Here is a 16,726-nt window from a genome sequence, read left to right as displayed (position 1 = left end):
TTGCTCCGTTAGTAACCTGCGCCAAAGACGATGCGAGAGGGATCGTAGAAGTCAGCGAGGGACTCCAGGACGTTTTCAGGCGACTCCGCGAGCCGATGCAGAAAATGCAGGTACCAGCTGTCGCCATAAACCGCCGCGATACGACAGGCCAGCCCGGCCTCCTTGGCTTTACGCAACGTCTCGGGTTGCACACCGTGGAGCATTTCCAGTTCCTGGATCCGCGAGTGGTAACCCTGCTCGAAAATGCGCTTGATCAGGTTGGGGTCCTGCGTCGCGCAACTGACCGCGATGTTGGCCTCGAGAAGTTCGGCGAGTAACGTCAAATAGCGCTCATCCAGTTCTGTGCCACGGGGGAGGGCTATTTCACGCGCTTCGTTATATACACCTTTAACCAATCGAATCTTACGACCATACCCAATGATTGCGGGTAAATCATCAAGCGTTCTATGCAAGTGCGCCTGTACTGTTAGACCAATATTGGAATGATCGGGCGCCAGTTGGGAATACACTTCGAGGATCTTATCGACTGCTGAAGAATGCTCCATGCTAATCATCACGGAAATATTATGTTCTGCGGCAGCAGACAGGATAGTGGCGGCGTTGCGATAGGCCGTTTCCTGGGAAATGAGCATGCCCACGGCACTTAGATCAAACCCCAATTGTGGTGTTAATCCGGCCTTGGCGAACGTCTGGATAGACTTCAGATATTCATCGACGAAGGCCTGCACCACGCGCGGATCATGGTTCTCCTCGCCGACATATTCAACGCCGAGTCGATAGCCTTTGTCGTGAAGTAATTGGAGTTTTCCAGCGAGCTCTTCTCGATCGGAAGAGACGATATAGCGGTGGGCCGCTTGCTCGAATAATTTGAAGAACAACGAGTCTTTGCTGAAGGCGTCCCGACATTCTTGATTGAGCGCCAACTTTTTAAGGGCAGCAGATATAAGTACGCATGTATCCTGCGAAGGCATGGGTATCGCTCCTTGATAATGATTGCTCGTCCTGAGCGCCGAGTATTGTGCAACGATTTTTTTCTGTCAAGGCTCCATAACTATAACAACTCGTTATCACCCGCAACGTTTCATATATATGAAACCAAGAACACTCAAGACAATGTCATAGTAAATATCGTTTATTACAGCTTCACGGCAAATATCGCCCAGTCAGCTTATTTCCCAGCCAGCGGGGCGGCCTTGAACATGAGACGCTGTGGCGAGGAAGCTCGCTCCCTCGCCCAGTGCACGCTTATTGCGGCTTGCGATAGCTGTTAACAATCGCCGAAAAATCCTTGCCGCCCTCGCCCCGCTGGCTCATCGCCTGGTACAACTGCTGCGCCACCGCCCCCAGCACCACCGGCTGATGGGCCTGCCGCGCGGCTTCGGTCGCCAGGCCAAGGTCCTTGAGCATCAGGTCGGCGCCAAAGCCACCCGTGTAGCCACGGGACGCCGGCGCCGTTTCGATCACGCCCGGCCACGGGTTGTAGGTGTCCGAACTCCAGCAACGCCCCGTCGAGCTGTTGATGATCCCGGCCAGCACCTGGGTGTCGATCCCCAAGGCATCGCCCAGCGCCATGGCCTCGCTGACGCCCACCATGGAAATGCCCAGCAGCAGGTTGTTGCAGATCTTGGCGATCTGCCCGGTGCCGACTTCGCCACAGTGCACGATGTTACGACCCATTTGCGCCAACACCGGTTGCAAGGTGGCGAACAACTCAGCCGTGGCGCCGACCATGAAAGTCAACGTACCCGCTGCCGCACCGCCGGTGCCGCCCGAGACGGGCGCATCGGCCATCGCCACCCCTTGTTTCGCAGCGGCAGCCGCCACGTCGCGAGCGGTTTGTGGATCGATGGTGCTGCAATCCACCGCCGGTGTGCCAGCGGCGATACCGGCCAGCACACCGTCCTCACCCAGCCAGACGCTACGCACATGGGCGGCGGCCGGCAGCATAGTGATCACCAGCGCAGCTCCCTGGGCCGCGTCGCGAGGCGAGGCACTGACGGTGCCGCCCAATGCCGCCAGTTCAGCCAGCACCGTCTGGTTCAGGTCGAACAGGTTCAGCGAATGGCCGGCCTTGAGCAGGTTGCGCGCCATGGGGGCGCCCATGTTGCCCAGGCCGATAAATGCGATGTTCATGTCCGGCTCCTTAACGCAAATTGATGGTGGTGTTCACACCGTCATTGACGCTGTCATCATCGAACCAGCGCGCGGTCACGGTCTTGGTCTGAGTGTAGAACTGCACCACTTGTTTGCCGTACGGGCCGAGGTCGCCGAGTTTCGAACCACGGGAACCGGTGAAGCTGAAGAACGGCACCGGCACCGGGATCGGGATGTTGATGCCCACCTGGCCAACGTCGATTTCGCTCTGGAATTTGCGCGCCGCCGCACCGCTCTGGGTGAACAGGCCGGTGCCGTTGCCGAATGGGTTGGCGTTGACCAGGGCAATCGCCTGATCCAGGGTGTCGACTTCCAGCACCACCAGCACTGGGCCGAAGATTTCCTCGGTGTAGATGCGCATCTCGGTGGTCACGCCGGAAAACAAGGTCGGGCCGACAAAATTGCCCTGCTCGAAGCCCGGCACGCTGATGCTACGGCCATCGAGTTCCAGCTTCGCGCCTTCCTTCACGCCGCTCTCGATCAACTCGAGAATCCGCGCCTTGGCCCGCTTGGAAATCACCGGACCAACGTCGGTGCCCGGCTCACTGCCGGCGTTGACCTTGAGCTTCTGCGCCAGGGCCTTGAGCTCCGGCAACCATTGTTTGGCCGCGCCCACCAGCACCACCACGGAGGTGGCCATGCAACGCTGTCCCGCCGCGCCAAAACCGGCGCCGACCAGGGCGTTGAGGGTCTGCTCACGATTGGCATCGGGCAACACCACCGCGTGGTTCTTGGCCCCCATCATCGACTGCACGCGCTTGCCATGGCGACCCGCCAGGTCATACACGTGGGTGCCGACCGCCGTCGAACCGACGAAGGAAACCGCCTTGATGTCCTTGTGGGTGCAGAGCGCATCCACCACGTCCTTGCCACCGTGCACCACGTTGAGCACACCCGCCGGCACGCCGGCCTCGATGGCCAGTTCCACCAGCAGCATGGTCGACAACGGATCCTGTTCCGACGGTTTGAGCACAAAGGTGTTGCCGCAGGCGATGGCCATCGGGAACATCCACAGCGGAATCATCGCCGGGAAGTTGAACGGCGTAATGCCCGCGCACACCCCGATCGGTTGGCGCAGCGTGTAGGTGTCCACGCCACCGGCGACGTTCTCGGCGAACTCGCCCATCTGCAGGGTGCCGATGGAACAGGCGTGCTCGACCACTTCCAGGCCGCGGAAAATATCGCCCTCGGCGTCAGCGATGGTCTTGCCCTGTTCGGCGCTGAGCACCGCGGCGATGCGCTTGGAATGCTCGCGGATCAACGCCTGGAGCTTGAGCATGATGCGCATCCGCGCACCGATGGGCGTCAGTTTCCAGGTCTGGAACGCACGCTGGGCGGCGGCGATGGCGGCATCGACTTCCGACGCCGTAGCGAATGGAACCTTCGCCAACACCTGCTGGGTCGCCGGGTTGACGATGTCGTGCCATTCGCTGGATTGGGATTCAACCCACTCGCCATCAATCAACAGTCTGACGGTTTGCAGGGCAGTGTCGCTGGGCGTAAGGGAAACATTCATGCTGGCCTCCGGGATTGTTCTTATAGAGAGCGCTGGTTCAGCAAAGACCAAGGTGCACGGGCACGCATGGTGATGAGACGGTTTTTGGAGTATAGATGTGCAAACTTCTAATAAGAATGCACATAAAAGCCGGTCCATCATGCAAAAAAACATCACCTCCCTGGGGTCGCTGAATTGGGACGACCTCAAGTTTTTCCTCGAAGTGGCCCGCACCCGCAAGGCCAGCACGGCCGCCAAGCGCCTGGCCGTCGACTACACCACGGTGTCGCGACGCATCAGCTCGCTGGAAGCCTCGCTGGGCACGCTGCTGTTCGAGAAATCCCGGACCAACGGTTTTGTCCTGACCGCCGAAGGCCAGCGCCTGCTGGGGTATGCCGAATCGATCGAAAGCACCCTGCACATGGCCTGCGAACAGGTCTCAGGCTCTGGCGTGGCGCTGTCCGGCCATGTACGCATGGGCTGCACCGAAGGCTTCGGCAGCTTCTTCATCACCCCGCAACTGAGCCATTTCGTCGACGCCTACCCGGCCATTTCGGTGGACATCCTGCCGCTGCCGCACTTCATCAGCCTCTCCAAGCGCGAAGCCGACATCGTCATCGCCCTCGAACGTCCCGAACATGGCCCCTATGTGTGCTGCAAATTGTGCGACTACCGGCTGCAGCTCTATGCCACCCAGCCCTACCTGGACAATCACCCACCGATCCAGCGCCCGGCCGACCTGAGCAAGCATTCGTTCATCAGCTACGTGGATGACCTGGCGTTCAGTTCCGAATTGCTCTACCTGGCCAACGTCCTGCCCGGCGCCAATGCCCACCTGCGCAGCACCAGCGTGATCGCGCAATTCGTGGCCGCGCAGCAAGGGCGCTCACTGGCGATCCTGCCCTGCTTCCTCGCCGCCCAGGACCCACGACTATTGCCCGTGCTGCCGGAGGAAATCACTGTCACCCGGCAGTTCTGGATGTACTGCCGGGAAGACCTGCGCAAGCTCAAACGAATTACGTTGTTGTGGGATTACATCCGCGAGGTGACTGAACAGAATCAACCATTGTTGATGGGTGATAGCCGGGAGATGGTGTTCGCCGACTAATCGGCGATGACCACGATGGCGACTCGGCGGTTTTCGGTGCGGCCGCTGGGCGTGTCATTGGAGGCGACCGGGTTGCTGCTGCCCAGGCCGCGCAGCTGGACGTTTTCTTCGCGCATGCCAACGCTTGTCAGCACCTTGCTCACGCTGGCGGCACGGCGCATCGACAGTTGTTCGTTGTAGGCCTGGGAGCCCGATGCGTCGGTATGACCATCGACGCGTACCCGCTCGATGCCCGCCCCCAGCAGCGCCTTGCCGATGCGCTCGACAATTTCGGTACTGGCCGGGTTGAGATTTTCCATATCGCTGCCGAACAACACCTTGCCCGACAAACCGAAGGCCCAGCCATCGTCGGTCAATTCGAAGCCTTGTTGCTTGAGTACGGTAATTTGCGCCGGGGTCAGGCCTTTCGGCGGTGCCGTCTGGCAACCACTCAGCGCCAGGATGGCAAGCAAGAACAGCGCCGCGAACCAGCGCAGGGAAAATTGAGGGTATGAACGCACGAGTCAGCTCCTGGTTTGAAAATCAGCGACGGAGTGATCCGACCCCGCCGTGTGTTGTCCGCCTCGAGCGAGGCGTTTGGCTTGGTACATTGCCGCGTCGGCGGCATGGAGCAAGGTGCCCGGTGTGTCACCATGATCCGGGTAGACGGCAATGCCGATACTGAGGGAGGTCAACACGGAGGCGTTGCCGGGCAATTGAATCGGCATTTCCATGCTGGCGATGATTTTTTCAGCGATCCGCTCGGCATCCTCGGCCTTGTGCAGGGGCGCCAGCAGCACGGCGAATTCATCGCCCCCCAGGCGCGCGACCAAGTCATCCTCGCGCAACTGGGCCCGGACCCGGGTCGCCACGGCCGTCAGCACCGCGTCGCCGGCGGCGTGGCCAAAGTTGTCATTGATACCCTTGAACCGATCGCTGTCCAGGTACAGCACGGCCACTTGCTCGTTGAGCTTGCTGGCATTGCGCAAGGCGCGAATCAGTCGGCCTTCGAAAAACGCCCGGTTCGGCAAACCGGTCAGGCTGTCGTGGCTGGCCTGGTGCGCCAGGGTTTCGTTTTCGCTTTGCAGGTGGGTCTGCCAGGACTCCAGTTCATCGAGCAATGCGTTGAAGTCATTGGCCAGGTTATCCAGTTCAGCAATGGCGGCCGGTGGCACGCGTCGGTCCAGGGCTCGCTCGCTGCGTGCCGCGTGGGCCACCTCGGCCAGGCTGCGCAGCGGCCCGATGATCGCACGCAACTGGCGCCGCGCCAGATAAAGCGCCACCCAGGCACTGACCGCCGTGCACAGGATGATCCCCGCCAGGCCGCTGAGCAAAAAGCGCAACAGGCTACCGCCATGCCCTGCCAACACGATACGGCCGATGTTCTGCCCTTGATGAACGATCGGCAGGCTGATGGGTTTTTCCAGGAAGGCCTTGGCAATGTGTACTTCCAGTTCCGACAACAGGCCGGTTTGCGGTCGCTGCCAGCGCGCCAACAGACGGCCATGTTCATTCAACACCTGGGCATCGGCGACTTCCTCGGTGGAGGCGATCAAGGCCAGTGCTTCGGTGGCCGCAGCCGAATCATCGAAGACCACGGCCGCTTCCACGGTGTAGTTGATCGAACGGGCGATCAAATGCAGGTTGTGATCGGCGTAGACCCGCAATGCCAGCAGGCCGAGCAAGGTCAAGGAAGCACTGGCCATGGTGATGGCCACCAACGCGACGATCAGATGGCCACGACCGATGACCGAGCCCAGGGTGGGACGGACCCTTGGTTTGCGCTGTTTCATGGCGTCGCCGGCCTGCGACGGGAAAGCTGCAGCACACTTGGATGGATGCGCACACCACTGCGTGCCACAGAGTCGAGGTTGACCTCGAAAGACACCTGTTCATCGCCGACCCGCAGGCAGAACAGGCTACCCACGGTGCACTGGTCGCCGCCTTCGCTGATGCTCAGCACTGGCTTGCCGATCAAGGACGCAAACAAACGGGTGTGCTCATCGTTGGTCAGCCTGCCGACGTAGACCGCGTTACAGGCAGTGGCGATATCAGGATGATCGGCCAGCAGCCGCTGCACCGTCACCGGCCGCCCCGTGGCCTGGGTGGTGCCCTTGACCAGATCATCGGTGTACTGGGTCGGCCCGACGATGCACAGTTGCAGTTGGGTGGGCTCCACGGGCCAACGGGCGTAGCTGAGAATGCCCAATACCACCTGGGTCACCGCTTCGGCCCGCTGCTCGGCCTGGGTCGTGGTGACTTGCTCCTGGGCCATCGCGACAGGCAGCAGCAGACACAAAAGGCCGGCCAGCAGAAAATGCCCCCGCCCCTTGCTGCGCACTGCCTCCCGTACAGGCACTTTCATGGAGAATCTCTTGATCCGGACGATAAGTGCCGGAACGATAGCACAGTGCCCAAAAGCCAGCGAGGCCGCGTGTTACGCAGACTTCGGAGCGAAACAGGCAAAATTGCCATGGGGCATGAACCATTAAAAGCTGATGATTCAGTCAGCCGGCTCCAACTCCAGCATCAACCCGCTCAAACGCTTGACCTTGCGCCGGACCGCCTCCTCGAAGATGCCCACTCGCGGTTCGATCAGGCTGAACCATTGCTTGCCCCGGGTAATGGCGGTGTACACCAGTTCCTTGGTCAAGACCGGGTTGAGCGCATCCGGAAGGATCAACGCGGTATGGGTGAATTCCGAACCCTGGGATTTGTGCACCGTCATGGCATACACGGTTTCCACGTCATTGAGTCGGCTGGGCAGGACGAAACGCACACCGCCCTGGCCGTCATTACGCGGGAAAGCGACCCGCAGGACCTGCTTGCCGGCATCGGGCCCGTCACGCTCGGGCAGCTTGAGGGCGATGCCGATATCGCCATTCATCAATCCCAGCCCATAGTCGTTACGAGTCATCAGCACCGGGCGTCCTTCGTACCACTGATGATCGCTATCGATAAGGCGAGCCTTGAGCAACGCCGCGGTGATCCGTTGGTTCAACCCTTCAACGCCCCACGGGCCTTTACGCACCGCGCAAAGCAATTGGAATTCGTCGAAGGCCGCCAGTACCTCTCGAGCCCAATCGGCCCAACAACCGTCTTCCAATGGGCGAGAAATGGCCGGGCGACGCTGCCGCAGCAGGCTCAGGTAATGCCGATACCCCTGGGGCCCTTCTGGCTTGCCGTCGAGCAACAGTTTTTCCAACTTGGTGTCGTGCTCACTCGCCAGTTTCAGGGAGGACAGATCGGAATATTGCCCTTGCTCCAGCAACTGACGGGCTTTTTCAGGCTGTTGCTGGTTGACCCAGCGAGCCAGTTGACCGATCCCACTGCCTTCGCCGAAACGTCGGGAATGCCTGAGCATGACCACTTGCTGCGCCAGGGGATGAGTGCCGTCGAGGTCTTGCTGCAGGTCACTGGCCGCCAGGTCTTCACCACTGACCGACTCAAGCCAGGCTCGGGTCCGGGGGCTGTACCAACCGTCCTCGGCGTCTCGACACAAATCCCCCAGCACCGCACCGGCCTCTACAGAAGCCAGCTGGTCCTTGTCCCCCAGCAACACCAACCGTGCATGGGCCGGCAGTGCATCCAGCAGATTGGCCATCATCTCCAGGTCGATCATCGACGCCTCATCGACCACCAACACATCCAGTGGCAAGCGGTTGCCTGCATGGTGGCGAAAATGCCGGGTGCCGGGGCGGCTGCCCAGCAAACGATGGACTGTCGTGACGTCGCACGGAATGCGTTCGCGCACAGCCTCATCCACGTCCAGGGTCCGGACCTGCTGGCTGATGGACTCGGTCAGGCGCGCCGCCGCCTTGCCAGTGGGCGCAGCCAGGCGAATCCGTAGCGGCTTCCCGGCCTCGACGGCCGGAGCCTGCAACAACGCCAGCAGGCGCACAACGGTGGTGGTCTTGCCGGTACCCGGGCCACCGGTCACGATACTGAAGGCCCCGCGAGTCGCCAGCGCGCAGGCCAGCTTCTGCCAATCGATCGGGGCGTTGGCATTGGCCGGCCCGAACAGCCCGTCCAAACGCTCGCGCAGGTCACCAGGCGCCACTTCATGGTCAATCAGCCGTTGGCGCAACGCCTCGTCGATCCGTCGTTCATAGCCCCAGTAGCGGCGCAGATAAAGACGCTTGCCAGACAGCACCAACGGACGTTGCTGCGCCTCTTCGCTCTCATCCGCAGCCAGGGCCACCAGACGACTGGACGCCAGGGCCTTGCACCAATGGACGCCGTCCAGTGTCTGCAATATTTGCGAAGGCAACAGCATCACGCCTGGCTGCAGGTCGCCCTCGGGGGGCAGCGACAGGGCGAAGTCCGGCTCCTTGAGGGTCTCGAACACATCCAGGCAAACATGCCCGTGGCCCAGTTGATGACTGGTCAGCGCAGCGGCGAGCAGGACCAAGGGATCATCGTCCGGCGCCAGTTCATGGAGGAACGCCACGAATGCCTTGTCCAGGGCGCGCAACCAGCCGCGCTCGACCCAGCGCGTCAGTAACAACAGCAGGTCCTGGGCACGGCTCAAGGGGGCCAGGTCAACCGGGCTCTCGTCGTCGGCGGCCTTGGGCAGCAGGTCGGCAAAGGAACGACTCATAGCAGTTCTCCCTGTACCCACGCCGGCTCGGCCTTGGGTTCGGGCGCGCCCTGGAACAGCCGATCCAGTTGTTCGATCAAGGCCCGTGGCGGCTTGGTGAAATACACGCCCTGGCTGGTTGAGCGGGTGCCGCGAAGGAACAGGTAGAGCGCGCCGCCGACATGCCGGTCGTAGTCGTAACCAGGGAGCCGCGCCTTGAGCTGGCGATGCAGGGCCAACAGGTACAGCACGTATTGCAGGTCGTAGCGATGGTCCAGGATCGACTGTTCCATGGCCTGTACGGTGTAGGCCATGTCATCGACACCCAGCCAGTTGGATTTGTAATCGGCCACGTAATACCGACCGTCGTGCTCGAACGTCAAATCGATGAAGCCCTTGAACATGCCGTTGAGCAGCACCGGTTCCGCCGCGACACGGGCCACACCACCATGGGTGAACCGGCAAACCAGTTGATCAAGCTTTTGCACATCGACCTTGTGGCTGGCGAACCAGAACTCCATCTCGACCTGGAACCGGGTCAGTTGTTCGAGCACCACCGGCGCCTGGTCGTTGCCGACGGGCATGGGCATTTTGATCAAGTGTTGCAGCCAGTCGCTCAATGTGATGATCCAACCTTTCCAGCCTCGGCGATTGCAGCGTCGGGCAATGGCATCCTCGATATCCGTCGGCGCAGATGAAAAACCTTCCCCGGCGGCCCACTCCAAGAGGCCATGAAGGAAAGTGCCGGGACCGGGGCCACGGGGAAACCGGTGGATATCGCCACCGAGGGCGATGGTCTCCCTGGGAGCGTCCGGGTCCAGTCGCTCATCGTCGAACAACTTCTGGGCTTGCGGATTCTCTGGCGCGGTATCGCTGCCTTCGCTCAGGCTTTCGCCGATGCGCAGGGCGCTGTAAGACGCGATCCACCAATTTTCGCTGGCTTTTCGCAAAGGCACCAAGGGTTCGAGCAACACAGCGTCGTTGCGCGGCGGTCGGTAGCGCTCGTCGGTGGCTTCGGGCACTGGCTGGCAACTCACCGCGACACTGTCTTGTTGCAGGTCTTCCAGCCAACGCCTCAGCTCCACCGACTCGGCCAACGGCACGCCGCCGCCCAACAGATAACCCAGTGCGGACACATGCAGGATCGAGCTGTTGTTGTTGCCCCGCTTGAGGTCCGCCACCCCCAGCCAGCAGGCATGTTGTGCACGGGTCAGTGCCACGTAGAGCAGCCGCAGGTCCTCGGCCAGACGCTCGTCATCGGCCTTGGCGATCAGTTCGGCGGTGGGCTTGAGGCTGATCTGCGCCTTGTTGGCCTCATCGTGGTAATGCAACGGCAATCGACTGCCATCCACCGGTTTCGTCGAACAGATGAAGGGCAAGAAAACCAACGGATATTCAAGCCCCTTGGACTTGTGGATCGTGACCACCTTGACCAACTGCTCATCGCTTTCCAGGCGCAGGATCTGCTCTTCCCCCGCCTGCCCGGACAAGGCCAGGTGCTCGGACAAATGCCGGATCAAGGCTTGTTCGCCATCCAGTTCACCGGCGGCCTGCTGCAACAGTTCGCAAAGGTGCAGCAAGTTGGTCAGCACCCGCTCGCCATCGCTACGCGCCATCAAGGCCTGGGGCAGTTCGAAATCATGCAGCAGGCGGCGCAACATCGGCAGCACGCCCTGGCTGCGCCAGACCGAGCGATAACCACGAAACTGCATGACCCGGGCTTCCCAGGCCAGCTCATCCTGATTGAGACGTTCCAGCTCCGCCAGCGGCAGGTTCAACGTGATGCTGGCCAGCGCTGCCCGTAGCGGTCGCTCCACATCCGGCTCGGCGCAAGCCTTGAGCCAGGTCAGCAAGTCCCGCGCCTCTTGCGATGCGAAGACCGAATCCTTGTCGGACAGATAGACACTGCGCACGCCCCGGGTGGACAGCTCGGCGCGCACGGCCTGCGCTTCTTTACCGTCACGCACCAGGATGGCGATATCCGCCGGGCGCAACCCGCGCAGCGTTTCGCCATCGACCGTGAAACCGTCGCGTCCCGACTGGCCACCGTTGAGCAATGCCGTGATCTCACTGGCGCAGGCGGCCGCCATGGATTGCCGGTACACCGCACCGGAAAGTGGCTGCTCCGACGGCAGGTGCCAGATATTCAGCGCCGCAACGGCCTGCCCTGCCACCTTCAAGGACTCCTTGCGCCCCTGGGACTCAACGGACAGGAACGGCACCGGGTTCTCACCCGAAGGTTCACGGAACAGAAAGGCGCCGCGCCCCTTAGGACGGGACTCGGCCTTCTGGAAAACATGGTTTACCGCACCCACCATGGCATGGCTGGAACGGAAGTTCGTGCCCAGCGTATGCAACCTGCCGGCCGTGGCCTGGCGAGCACGCAGGTAGGTGTAGATGTCGGCACCGCGAAAAGCGTAGATCGCCTGCTTCGGATCGCCGATCAGGAAAAGCCCGGTCTCAGTGTCGTTGTCTTCGATGCGGTAGATGCTTTCGAAGATCCGGTATTGAACCGGGTCGGTGTCCTGGAACTCATCGATCAGCGCCACCGGAAACTGCTCACGGATCAGGCTCGCCAGACGTTCGCCCCCGTCGGCCTGCAGCGCCGCGTCGAGACGCAGCAGCATGTCGTCAAAGCCCATTTCGGCGCGGCGACGTTTCTCGGCTTCGAAACGCGCCCCGACCCATTGCGCGGCATGCTGCAACACGGCGGCATCTGGCGTGGGCAACGCATCCAGGCTGGCCTTGAGACCGGCCATGGCGTCCAGCCCGGGATGGTTGGGCACTTCACCTTTCCAGGCCTCGGCCATGCCTTCGGGGGTCAGGCGCGTGAACCCGGTGCCGATGTCCAATAGTTCAAGGCTTTCGTCATCGACCCAAGCGGTGATTTTCTGAAACCACGGTTCGAAGTAACGCGCCTGCATCTTGCGCCCATCGACGGACTTGCTGGCGACGCCTTGCTGGCAGATCTCCAGCAGCTCCACGGCCCACTGTCGCCATGGCGCCTTGAGATCGAGCAAGGCGGCACTGCGCTCCTGCAGGGAGGCAGCGATGAGTTCGGCCGGCTCAAGCCCGTCACCGTCGCCACGCTCGCTGGAAAACAACCCCCTCACCCGTGGCAACAGCGCAGCCGGCCCTCCCCAATGGGTACGCACCCAATTCAGCGCCTCGCCTTGCATCGAATAGCAGAACAGCCGCCAGTAATCACGCAAGACCTCGCCCAGCAATTCGCTGTGGTCGGTTTCCAGGGTCTGGGTAAACAGGCTGCCGCTGTCGAAGGCATGCTCACGCAACATGCGCTGGCACCAGCTATGGATGGTCGAGACGGCCGCTTCGTCCATCCACTGGGCGGCGATGTCCAGCCGGTTCGCGCAGCCAGGCCATTGCTCGGCACTGAATTCATCGCGCAATGCAGCGATCAGTGAATCCGGGGCTGGAATCTCGTCGCGAAAGAAGCGTGCGGCTTCGGCCAGACGGGTGCGAATTCGTTCACGCAACTCCTTGGTGGCAGCGTCCGTAAAGGTCACCACCAGGATTTGCGGCGGAAGCAGTTCTCGGCCAAAACCGGACACCGAACCACCATGCCCCAGCACCAGACGCAGGTACAGCGCCGAAATGGTGAAGGTCTTGCCAGTACCGGCGCTGGCCTCGATCAGTTGGCTGCCTCGTAGCGGAAAAGCCAGGGCCAAAGGTGTCTGCCGACTCATGAACGGGCCTCCTCGCCGGCCGACGAACGCCATGGGGCTTCGAGCAATGGCCGATAAAGCGCATCGCACCAGTCGGGGAATGTTTCGTCAGCCATCAAGGCCGCGAAATCCGGAAACTGTCGAGCCAAGGCCGGGTTTTCCCGCCGTTCGCCTTCAAACGTCTGTCCATCGCCCTCGTAGGCTTTGCGCGCCGCGGCTTCGGCCTTGAGTGGATCACTCTGGCCCAGCCAGGCGAAAGCCGTCTTCACCGTGATCGGCAGCGGCTGGCGCATACCGGTCTGCCAAGCCTGCAGCATGTCGCCCAACAACCTTCGTGCGACAGGCTCTTCGAAAGGTGCCAACAGCAAGCTGTCATCACTGGCCACCAGCGCTGTCGTCAACGACAAGCCGTTAGCGCAGGCCACGAGATGGTTGACCCAGGGCCGTATCAGGCGATGCCACTTGCGGGTCTTGGTGGAGCCGATGCTATTGGGTATAGCCGTGATGGCGAGGACCGCACCGTCGGCGCGCTGGTGCAGGCCACTGAGCCACCCTTCGACACTCACGCCCTGCAAGTGCAGGCTGACAGGCACGGCACTGGTCAGCGGTGTGGGCCATAACGCCAGAAGCTGTTGGTAACGCAGGAGCAGATCCGGCAAGGGTTCGATCAATTCACGCTGCATGCACTCTCCGAACCCGGCCATCGGCAACAGGCCGCTGTTCTGGAGTCTCTGGGCGTGGGCGGCGAGGGCCAGATCCGGCTGGTCCAGGCGTATCAGGGCAGCCTCGAGCAGGCTGTCACTCAGGGTGTAGCGTTGCAGCGCATCGAGCACGAAAGGTTCGTCATCGGCCAGAGGCGCCTCGATGGCTTCGAAGAATACTTTCAGTCGCTGGCTGAAAAAATGGCGGACGGGATTACGCAGGAAGTCCTGCAACTGACCGAGGCCCAAGGGTTCTTCCTGGACGTAAGGTGCCAGCACCTGGGTTTTATCGGTGTGATCGGAAGTGTCGTGGAGCATTCGCCATTCGCTGGCGTAACTGAACAGCTCGTCACCCTGATGGAAATAACGCGCACTGAACGGTTGCAGCGGATGCTCCTGAGTCAGGGCATCGAGAAGACTCTTGCTGTCATCGGCCAACCGCCAGCCACTGGCGAGATGATCGCGCAGTTGGCCGATCAACACCGATGCCGGTCGCTCACTGTTGTCGCGGATGCTGCGCCCCACCCAACTGACGTACAGCTTTTCCCGGGCCGAAAGCAGCGCTTCCAACAACAGGTAACGGTCATCCTCACGGCGGGAACGATCGCCCGGACGATAATCGCCGCCCATCAGATCGAAGTCCAAGGGTGGCTGGGCTCGCGGGTAATCACCGTCATTCATCCCCAGCAGGCACACCAGCTTGAAGGGGATCGCGCGCATTGGCATCAAGGTACAGAAGTTGACGGCTCCGGCCAGGAAGCGTTGGGACAGTCGCCCCTGATCCAGCCCGGCCAGCCATGCTTCACGTACCACCGTCAGCGGCAATTCATCTTGCAGCCCCACCGACTCACAGGTTTCCAGCCAGGTCTCACGCAAGTCTTCGAGTTGGGCCAGCAAATAGTCGTCATGCTCGTTGCTCGCCTGGAAAAACAGCTGCATCAGGTCGTGCAGGCGCGAACCCCATTGCTGCGGCGATGCCGGCTGGGTGAGTTCCTGATGAGCGACTTCCAGGGCATCCAGCAACGCAACCAGCGGACCGATCAATGCCGCATCCAGGCCGCCGATCTCGTCATAGGGTTCGATGCCGTCATAGGCCTGCGAGCTGCCGACAGCGTACCCCAGCAACATGCGACGCAAGCCGAAACGCCAGCTGTTCTGCTCAAGCTCCGCAGGCAGCCCCAGCCCGGCACGGTGTTCGGCGCTCATCCCCCAGCGGATCCCCGCCCCTTCGATCCAGCGGTGCAATGTCGGCAGGTCGGCCTCATCGATGCCAAACCGTTCGCGCAACGCCGGGACATCCAGCAGATCGAGGATTTCGCTGACCGGGAAACGACTGTCCGGCAGCTTGAGCAAATGCTCGACGGCGATCAGCAATGGATCACGTCCACGCTGGCCCTGGTCAGTCAGCGTGAATGGAATGAAACGAGGGTCGCTCCGGTCGAGCTGCCCGAACACCGCGCGAATGTGCGGCGCATAACTGTCGATGTCCGGGACCATGACGATGATATCCCGTGGGCGCAGGGTCGGATCCGCACTGAAGTGGGCCAGCAACTGGTCATGGAGAATCTCGACTTCACGCTGGGCGCCGTGGGCCACATGAAAGCGGATCGAGCCGTCTCGCTCCGTATCGACGACAGGCCAGTGCTCCCGGGTTTCGTTCAGGGGGCGTAGCTCCAGGATGTCATCCTGCAACTGACTGAGCAGGGTCGTGGGGGTCCCATCCGTAAACAGGTCGATTCGCCCATCGCGAAATACCGCACGGTAGCTGTTGGGGTCGTCGTAGCTGTCGAGCAGGTTGATATAGTCGCGCCCCTGCTTGCCCCAGGCAGCCAATAACGGATGGGCATGTTGATGCAGGGTTTGCGGATCGAGGACGGCGGGCATGCCGGTCTTGCGAGCCTGACGCTTGTTTTGGTGGCGCAGCAGATCCTTGTCGGCGACGATATCCGCCCAATGATGACGACACGGGTTATGCACGCAGAGCAGGACCTGGCTGAACCGGGAAAGACCGGCAAGCGCCTCGAGGACCTGGGCAGGCAACGAAGAAATACCGAACACGATGACCCGCGCCGGCAAGCCTTTCGGAGCGACTTCCAGATTGTTGATACGCTCGATGTAACGCTGGTGGACGCCGGCACGGCTTTGGGCCATGCCTTGTTCACCCACATCCAGCAACAAGGCACGCCACAGTTCCGCTTGCCAGCAATTCGCCGGCGCGAGCGGCTTGATTTCGCCTCGGACATTTCGTGTCTGGTGTCGACCTTCAGCCCAATCCTCGAGCCAGTCGGCCCGGTACACCTGGTACTGGTCGAACAGATCGGCAAGGCGCTCGGACAGTTGATAGCGCTTGCGCAGGTCGGTGTCGTGGGTAAGGAATCGTCGCAAAGGTTCGAAATGAGGCTGTTCGATCAACTGCGGCAGCAGGCGCATCAGGCGCCAGGTCAGCGGAGCCTTGTCCAATAGGGACTTGGCCGGAATCTCGTCACGCCCCAGGACTGTTCGATACAGCTGCCACATGAAACTGCCCGGCAATTGCACATCAATGGCCGCCGCAATACCGCAGCCGCCGGAATCATCATCTTCCGGGTCTTCAGCCAGTGCGAGCTTGAGCCATTGGGCAATGCCGTTGCTTTGTACCAGGGCGATTTCATTTTCAAGGGGAGCCAGCGGGTAGCGCCGCATCAAGCTGATCACCAGGCTGCGCAACTCATCAAGGCGATTCCCGTGAACCACCATGAAAGCTGGGCTAAGGGACGTTGCGTCCGGCATGAAAGGCATCCTTGAAAATGCAAAAGCTAGGGCAGAACCTTAGCACTGTCGGGGGGCTGTGACAGCCGGGAGCTGTCCGCGCTTGTCGTAAGAACTTTCCTGCGGGCAAAACAAAACCCCTACCTGCATCAGCAGATAGGGGTTTCGGAATTTAATCTTGACGATGACCTACTCTCACATGGGGAAACCCCACACTACCATCGGCGATGCATCGTTTCACTTCTGAGTTCGGGATGGGATCAGGTGGTTCCAATG

General features: G+C 61.3%; 10 protein-coding genes and 1 rRNA gene. 1 reads left to right on the top strand and 10 read right to left on the bottom strand.

The annotated features are described in order from the left end of the window. Positions 1 to 8: 8 nt before the first annotated feature. From IB266_RS24260 to IB266_RS24250, 3 genes are all read right to left on the bottom strand, one after another. Positions 9 to 971, bottom strand: coding sequence for a proline dehydrogenase family protein (locus IB266_RS24260; protein WP_192262871.1), 963 nt, complete (start codon positions 969 to 971; stop codon positions 9 to 11). A 274-nt stretch (positions 972 to 1,245) separates the two neighbouring features. Beyond that, positions 1,246 to 2,133, bottom strand: coding sequence for a 3-hydroxyisobutyrate dehydrogenase (gene mmsB / locus IB266_RS24255; protein WP_060739292.1), 888 nt, complete (start codon positions 2,131 to 2,133; stop codon positions 1,246 to 1,248). A gap of 10 nt (positions 2,134 to 2,143) precedes the next feature. Then, the gene (locus tag IB266_RS24250; RefSeq protein ID WP_192262869.1) at positions 2,144 to 3,670 is read right to left on the bottom strand and encodes a CoA-acylating methylmalonate-semialdehyde dehydrogenase; all 1,527 of its coding nucleotides are present in this window, start codon (positions 3,668 to 3,670) and stop codon (positions 2,144 to 2,146) included. A 139-nt stretch (positions 3,671 to 3,809) separates the two neighbouring features. Between IB266_RS24250 and IB266_RS24245 the strand changes: the two genes are divergently transcribed. After that, positions 3,810 to 4,757, top strand: a complete 948-nt coding sequence (locus tag IB266_RS24245; RefSeq protein ID WP_053181727.1) for a LysR family transcriptional regulator — start codon at positions 3,810 to 3,812, stop codon at positions 4,755 to 4,757. On the opposite strand, the gene IB266_RS24240 is transcribed toward IB266_RS24245, so the two are convergent. The 7 genes from IB266_RS24240 to rrf all read right to left on the bottom strand — a co-directional run. Continuing rightward, the gene (locus IB266_RS24240; RefSeq protein ID WP_192262867.1) at positions 4,754 to 5,257 is read right to left on the bottom strand and encodes an OmpA family protein; all 504 of its coding nucleotides are present in this window, start codon (positions 5,255 to 5,257) and stop codon (positions 4,754 to 4,756) included. The genes IB266_RS24245 and IB266_RS24240 overlap by 4 nt on opposite strands. 3 nt (positions 5,258 to 5,260) lie before the next feature. After that, positions 5,261 to 6,529 (bottom strand): diguanylate cyclase domain-containing protein, encoded by a 1,269-nt coding sequence (locus IB266_RS24235; protein ID WP_192262865.1) that lies wholly within the window; start codon positions 6,527 to 6,529, stop codon positions 5,261 to 5,263. Beyond that, on the bottom strand, positions 6,526 to 7,101 hold the full coding sequence (locus IB266_RS24230) for a YfiR family protein (RefSeq protein ID WP_092476378.1): 576 nt from the start codon (positions 7,099 to 7,101) through the stop codon (positions 6,526 to 6,528). Before IB266_RS24230 ends, IB266_RS24235 begins: the two co-directional genes overlap by 4 nt. Positions 7,102 to 7,239: 138 nt before the next feature. Continuing rightward, complete coding sequence (gene recD, locus IB266_RS24225; protein ID WP_192262858.1) at positions 7,240 to 9,336, bottom strand: exodeoxyribonuclease V subunit alpha; 2,097 nt, start codon at positions 9,334 to 9,336, stop codon at positions 7,240 to 7,242. After that, positions 9,333 to 13,022 carry an exodeoxyribonuclease V subunit beta gene (gene recB, locus IB266_RS24220; RefSeq protein WP_192262856.1) on the bottom strand — a complete coding sequence of 1,230 codons (3,690 nt, stop codon included), beginning with the start codon at positions 13,020 to 13,022 and terminating at the stop codon, positions 9,333 to 9,335. Before recB ends, recD begins: the two co-directional genes overlap by 4 nt. Beyond that, entirely contained in the window at positions 13,019 to 16,471 is a 3,453-nt protein-coding gene (gene recC / locus IB266_RS24215; protein ID WP_192262854.1) for an exodeoxyribonuclease V subunit gamma, read from the bottom strand. Before recC ends, recB begins: the two co-directional genes overlap by 4 nt. Before the next feature lie 155 nt (positions 16,472 to 16,626). After that, positions 16,627 to 16,726 (bottom strand): 5S ribosomal RNA (rrf, locus tag IB266_RS24210); the annotation flags it as partial.

It is taken from the genome of Pseudomonas sp. Pdm06, assembly GCF_014851795.1.
GTDB classification, from domain to species: Bacteria; Pseudomonadota; Gammaproteobacteria; order Pseudomonadales; family Pseudomonadaceae; genus Aquipseudomonas; species Aquipseudomonas fluorescens_AA.
The sequence above is the reverse complement of the archived record's forward strand: the minus strand, read 5'-3'. Positions and strand labels throughout refer to the sequence as shown.

Bases quoted from the DNA above. Each gene is read 5' to 3' on its own strand.
- mmsB (WP_060739292.1), bottom strand. From the start codon at position 2,133: ATGAACATCGCATTTATCGGCCTGGGCAACATGGGCGCCCCCATGGCG.
- recD (WP_192262858.1), bottom strand. From the start codon at position 9,336: ATGAGTCGTTCCTTTGCCGACCTGCTGCCCAAGGCCGCCGACGACGAG.
- recC (WP_192262854.1), bottom strand. From the start codon at position 16,471: ATGCCGGACGCAACGTCCCTTAGCCCAGCTTTCATGGTGGTTCACGGG.
- recB (WP_192262856.1), bottom strand. From the start codon at position 13,022: ATGAGTCGGCAGACACCTTTGGCCCTGGCTTTTCCGCTACGAGGCAGC.
- IB266_RS24230 (WP_092476378.1), bottom strand. From the start codon at position 7,101: ATGAAAGTGCCTGTACGGGAGGCAGTGCGCAGCAAGGGGCGGGGGCAT.
- IB266_RS24250 (WP_192262869.1), bottom strand. From the start codon at position 3,670: ATGAATGTTTCCCTTACGCCCAGCGACACTGCCCTGCAAACCGTCAGA.
- IB266_RS24245 (WP_053181727.1), top strand. From the start codon at position 3,810: ATGCAAAAAAACATCACCTCCCTGGGGTCGCTGAATTGGGACGACCTC.
- IB266_RS24235 (WP_192262865.1), bottom strand. From the start codon at position 6,529: ATGAAACAGCGCAAACCAAGGGTCCGTCCCACCCTGGGCTCGGTCATC.
- IB266_RS24260 (WP_192262871.1), bottom strand. From the start codon at position 971: ATGCCTTCGCAGGATACATGCGTACTTATATCTGCTGCCCTTAAAAAG.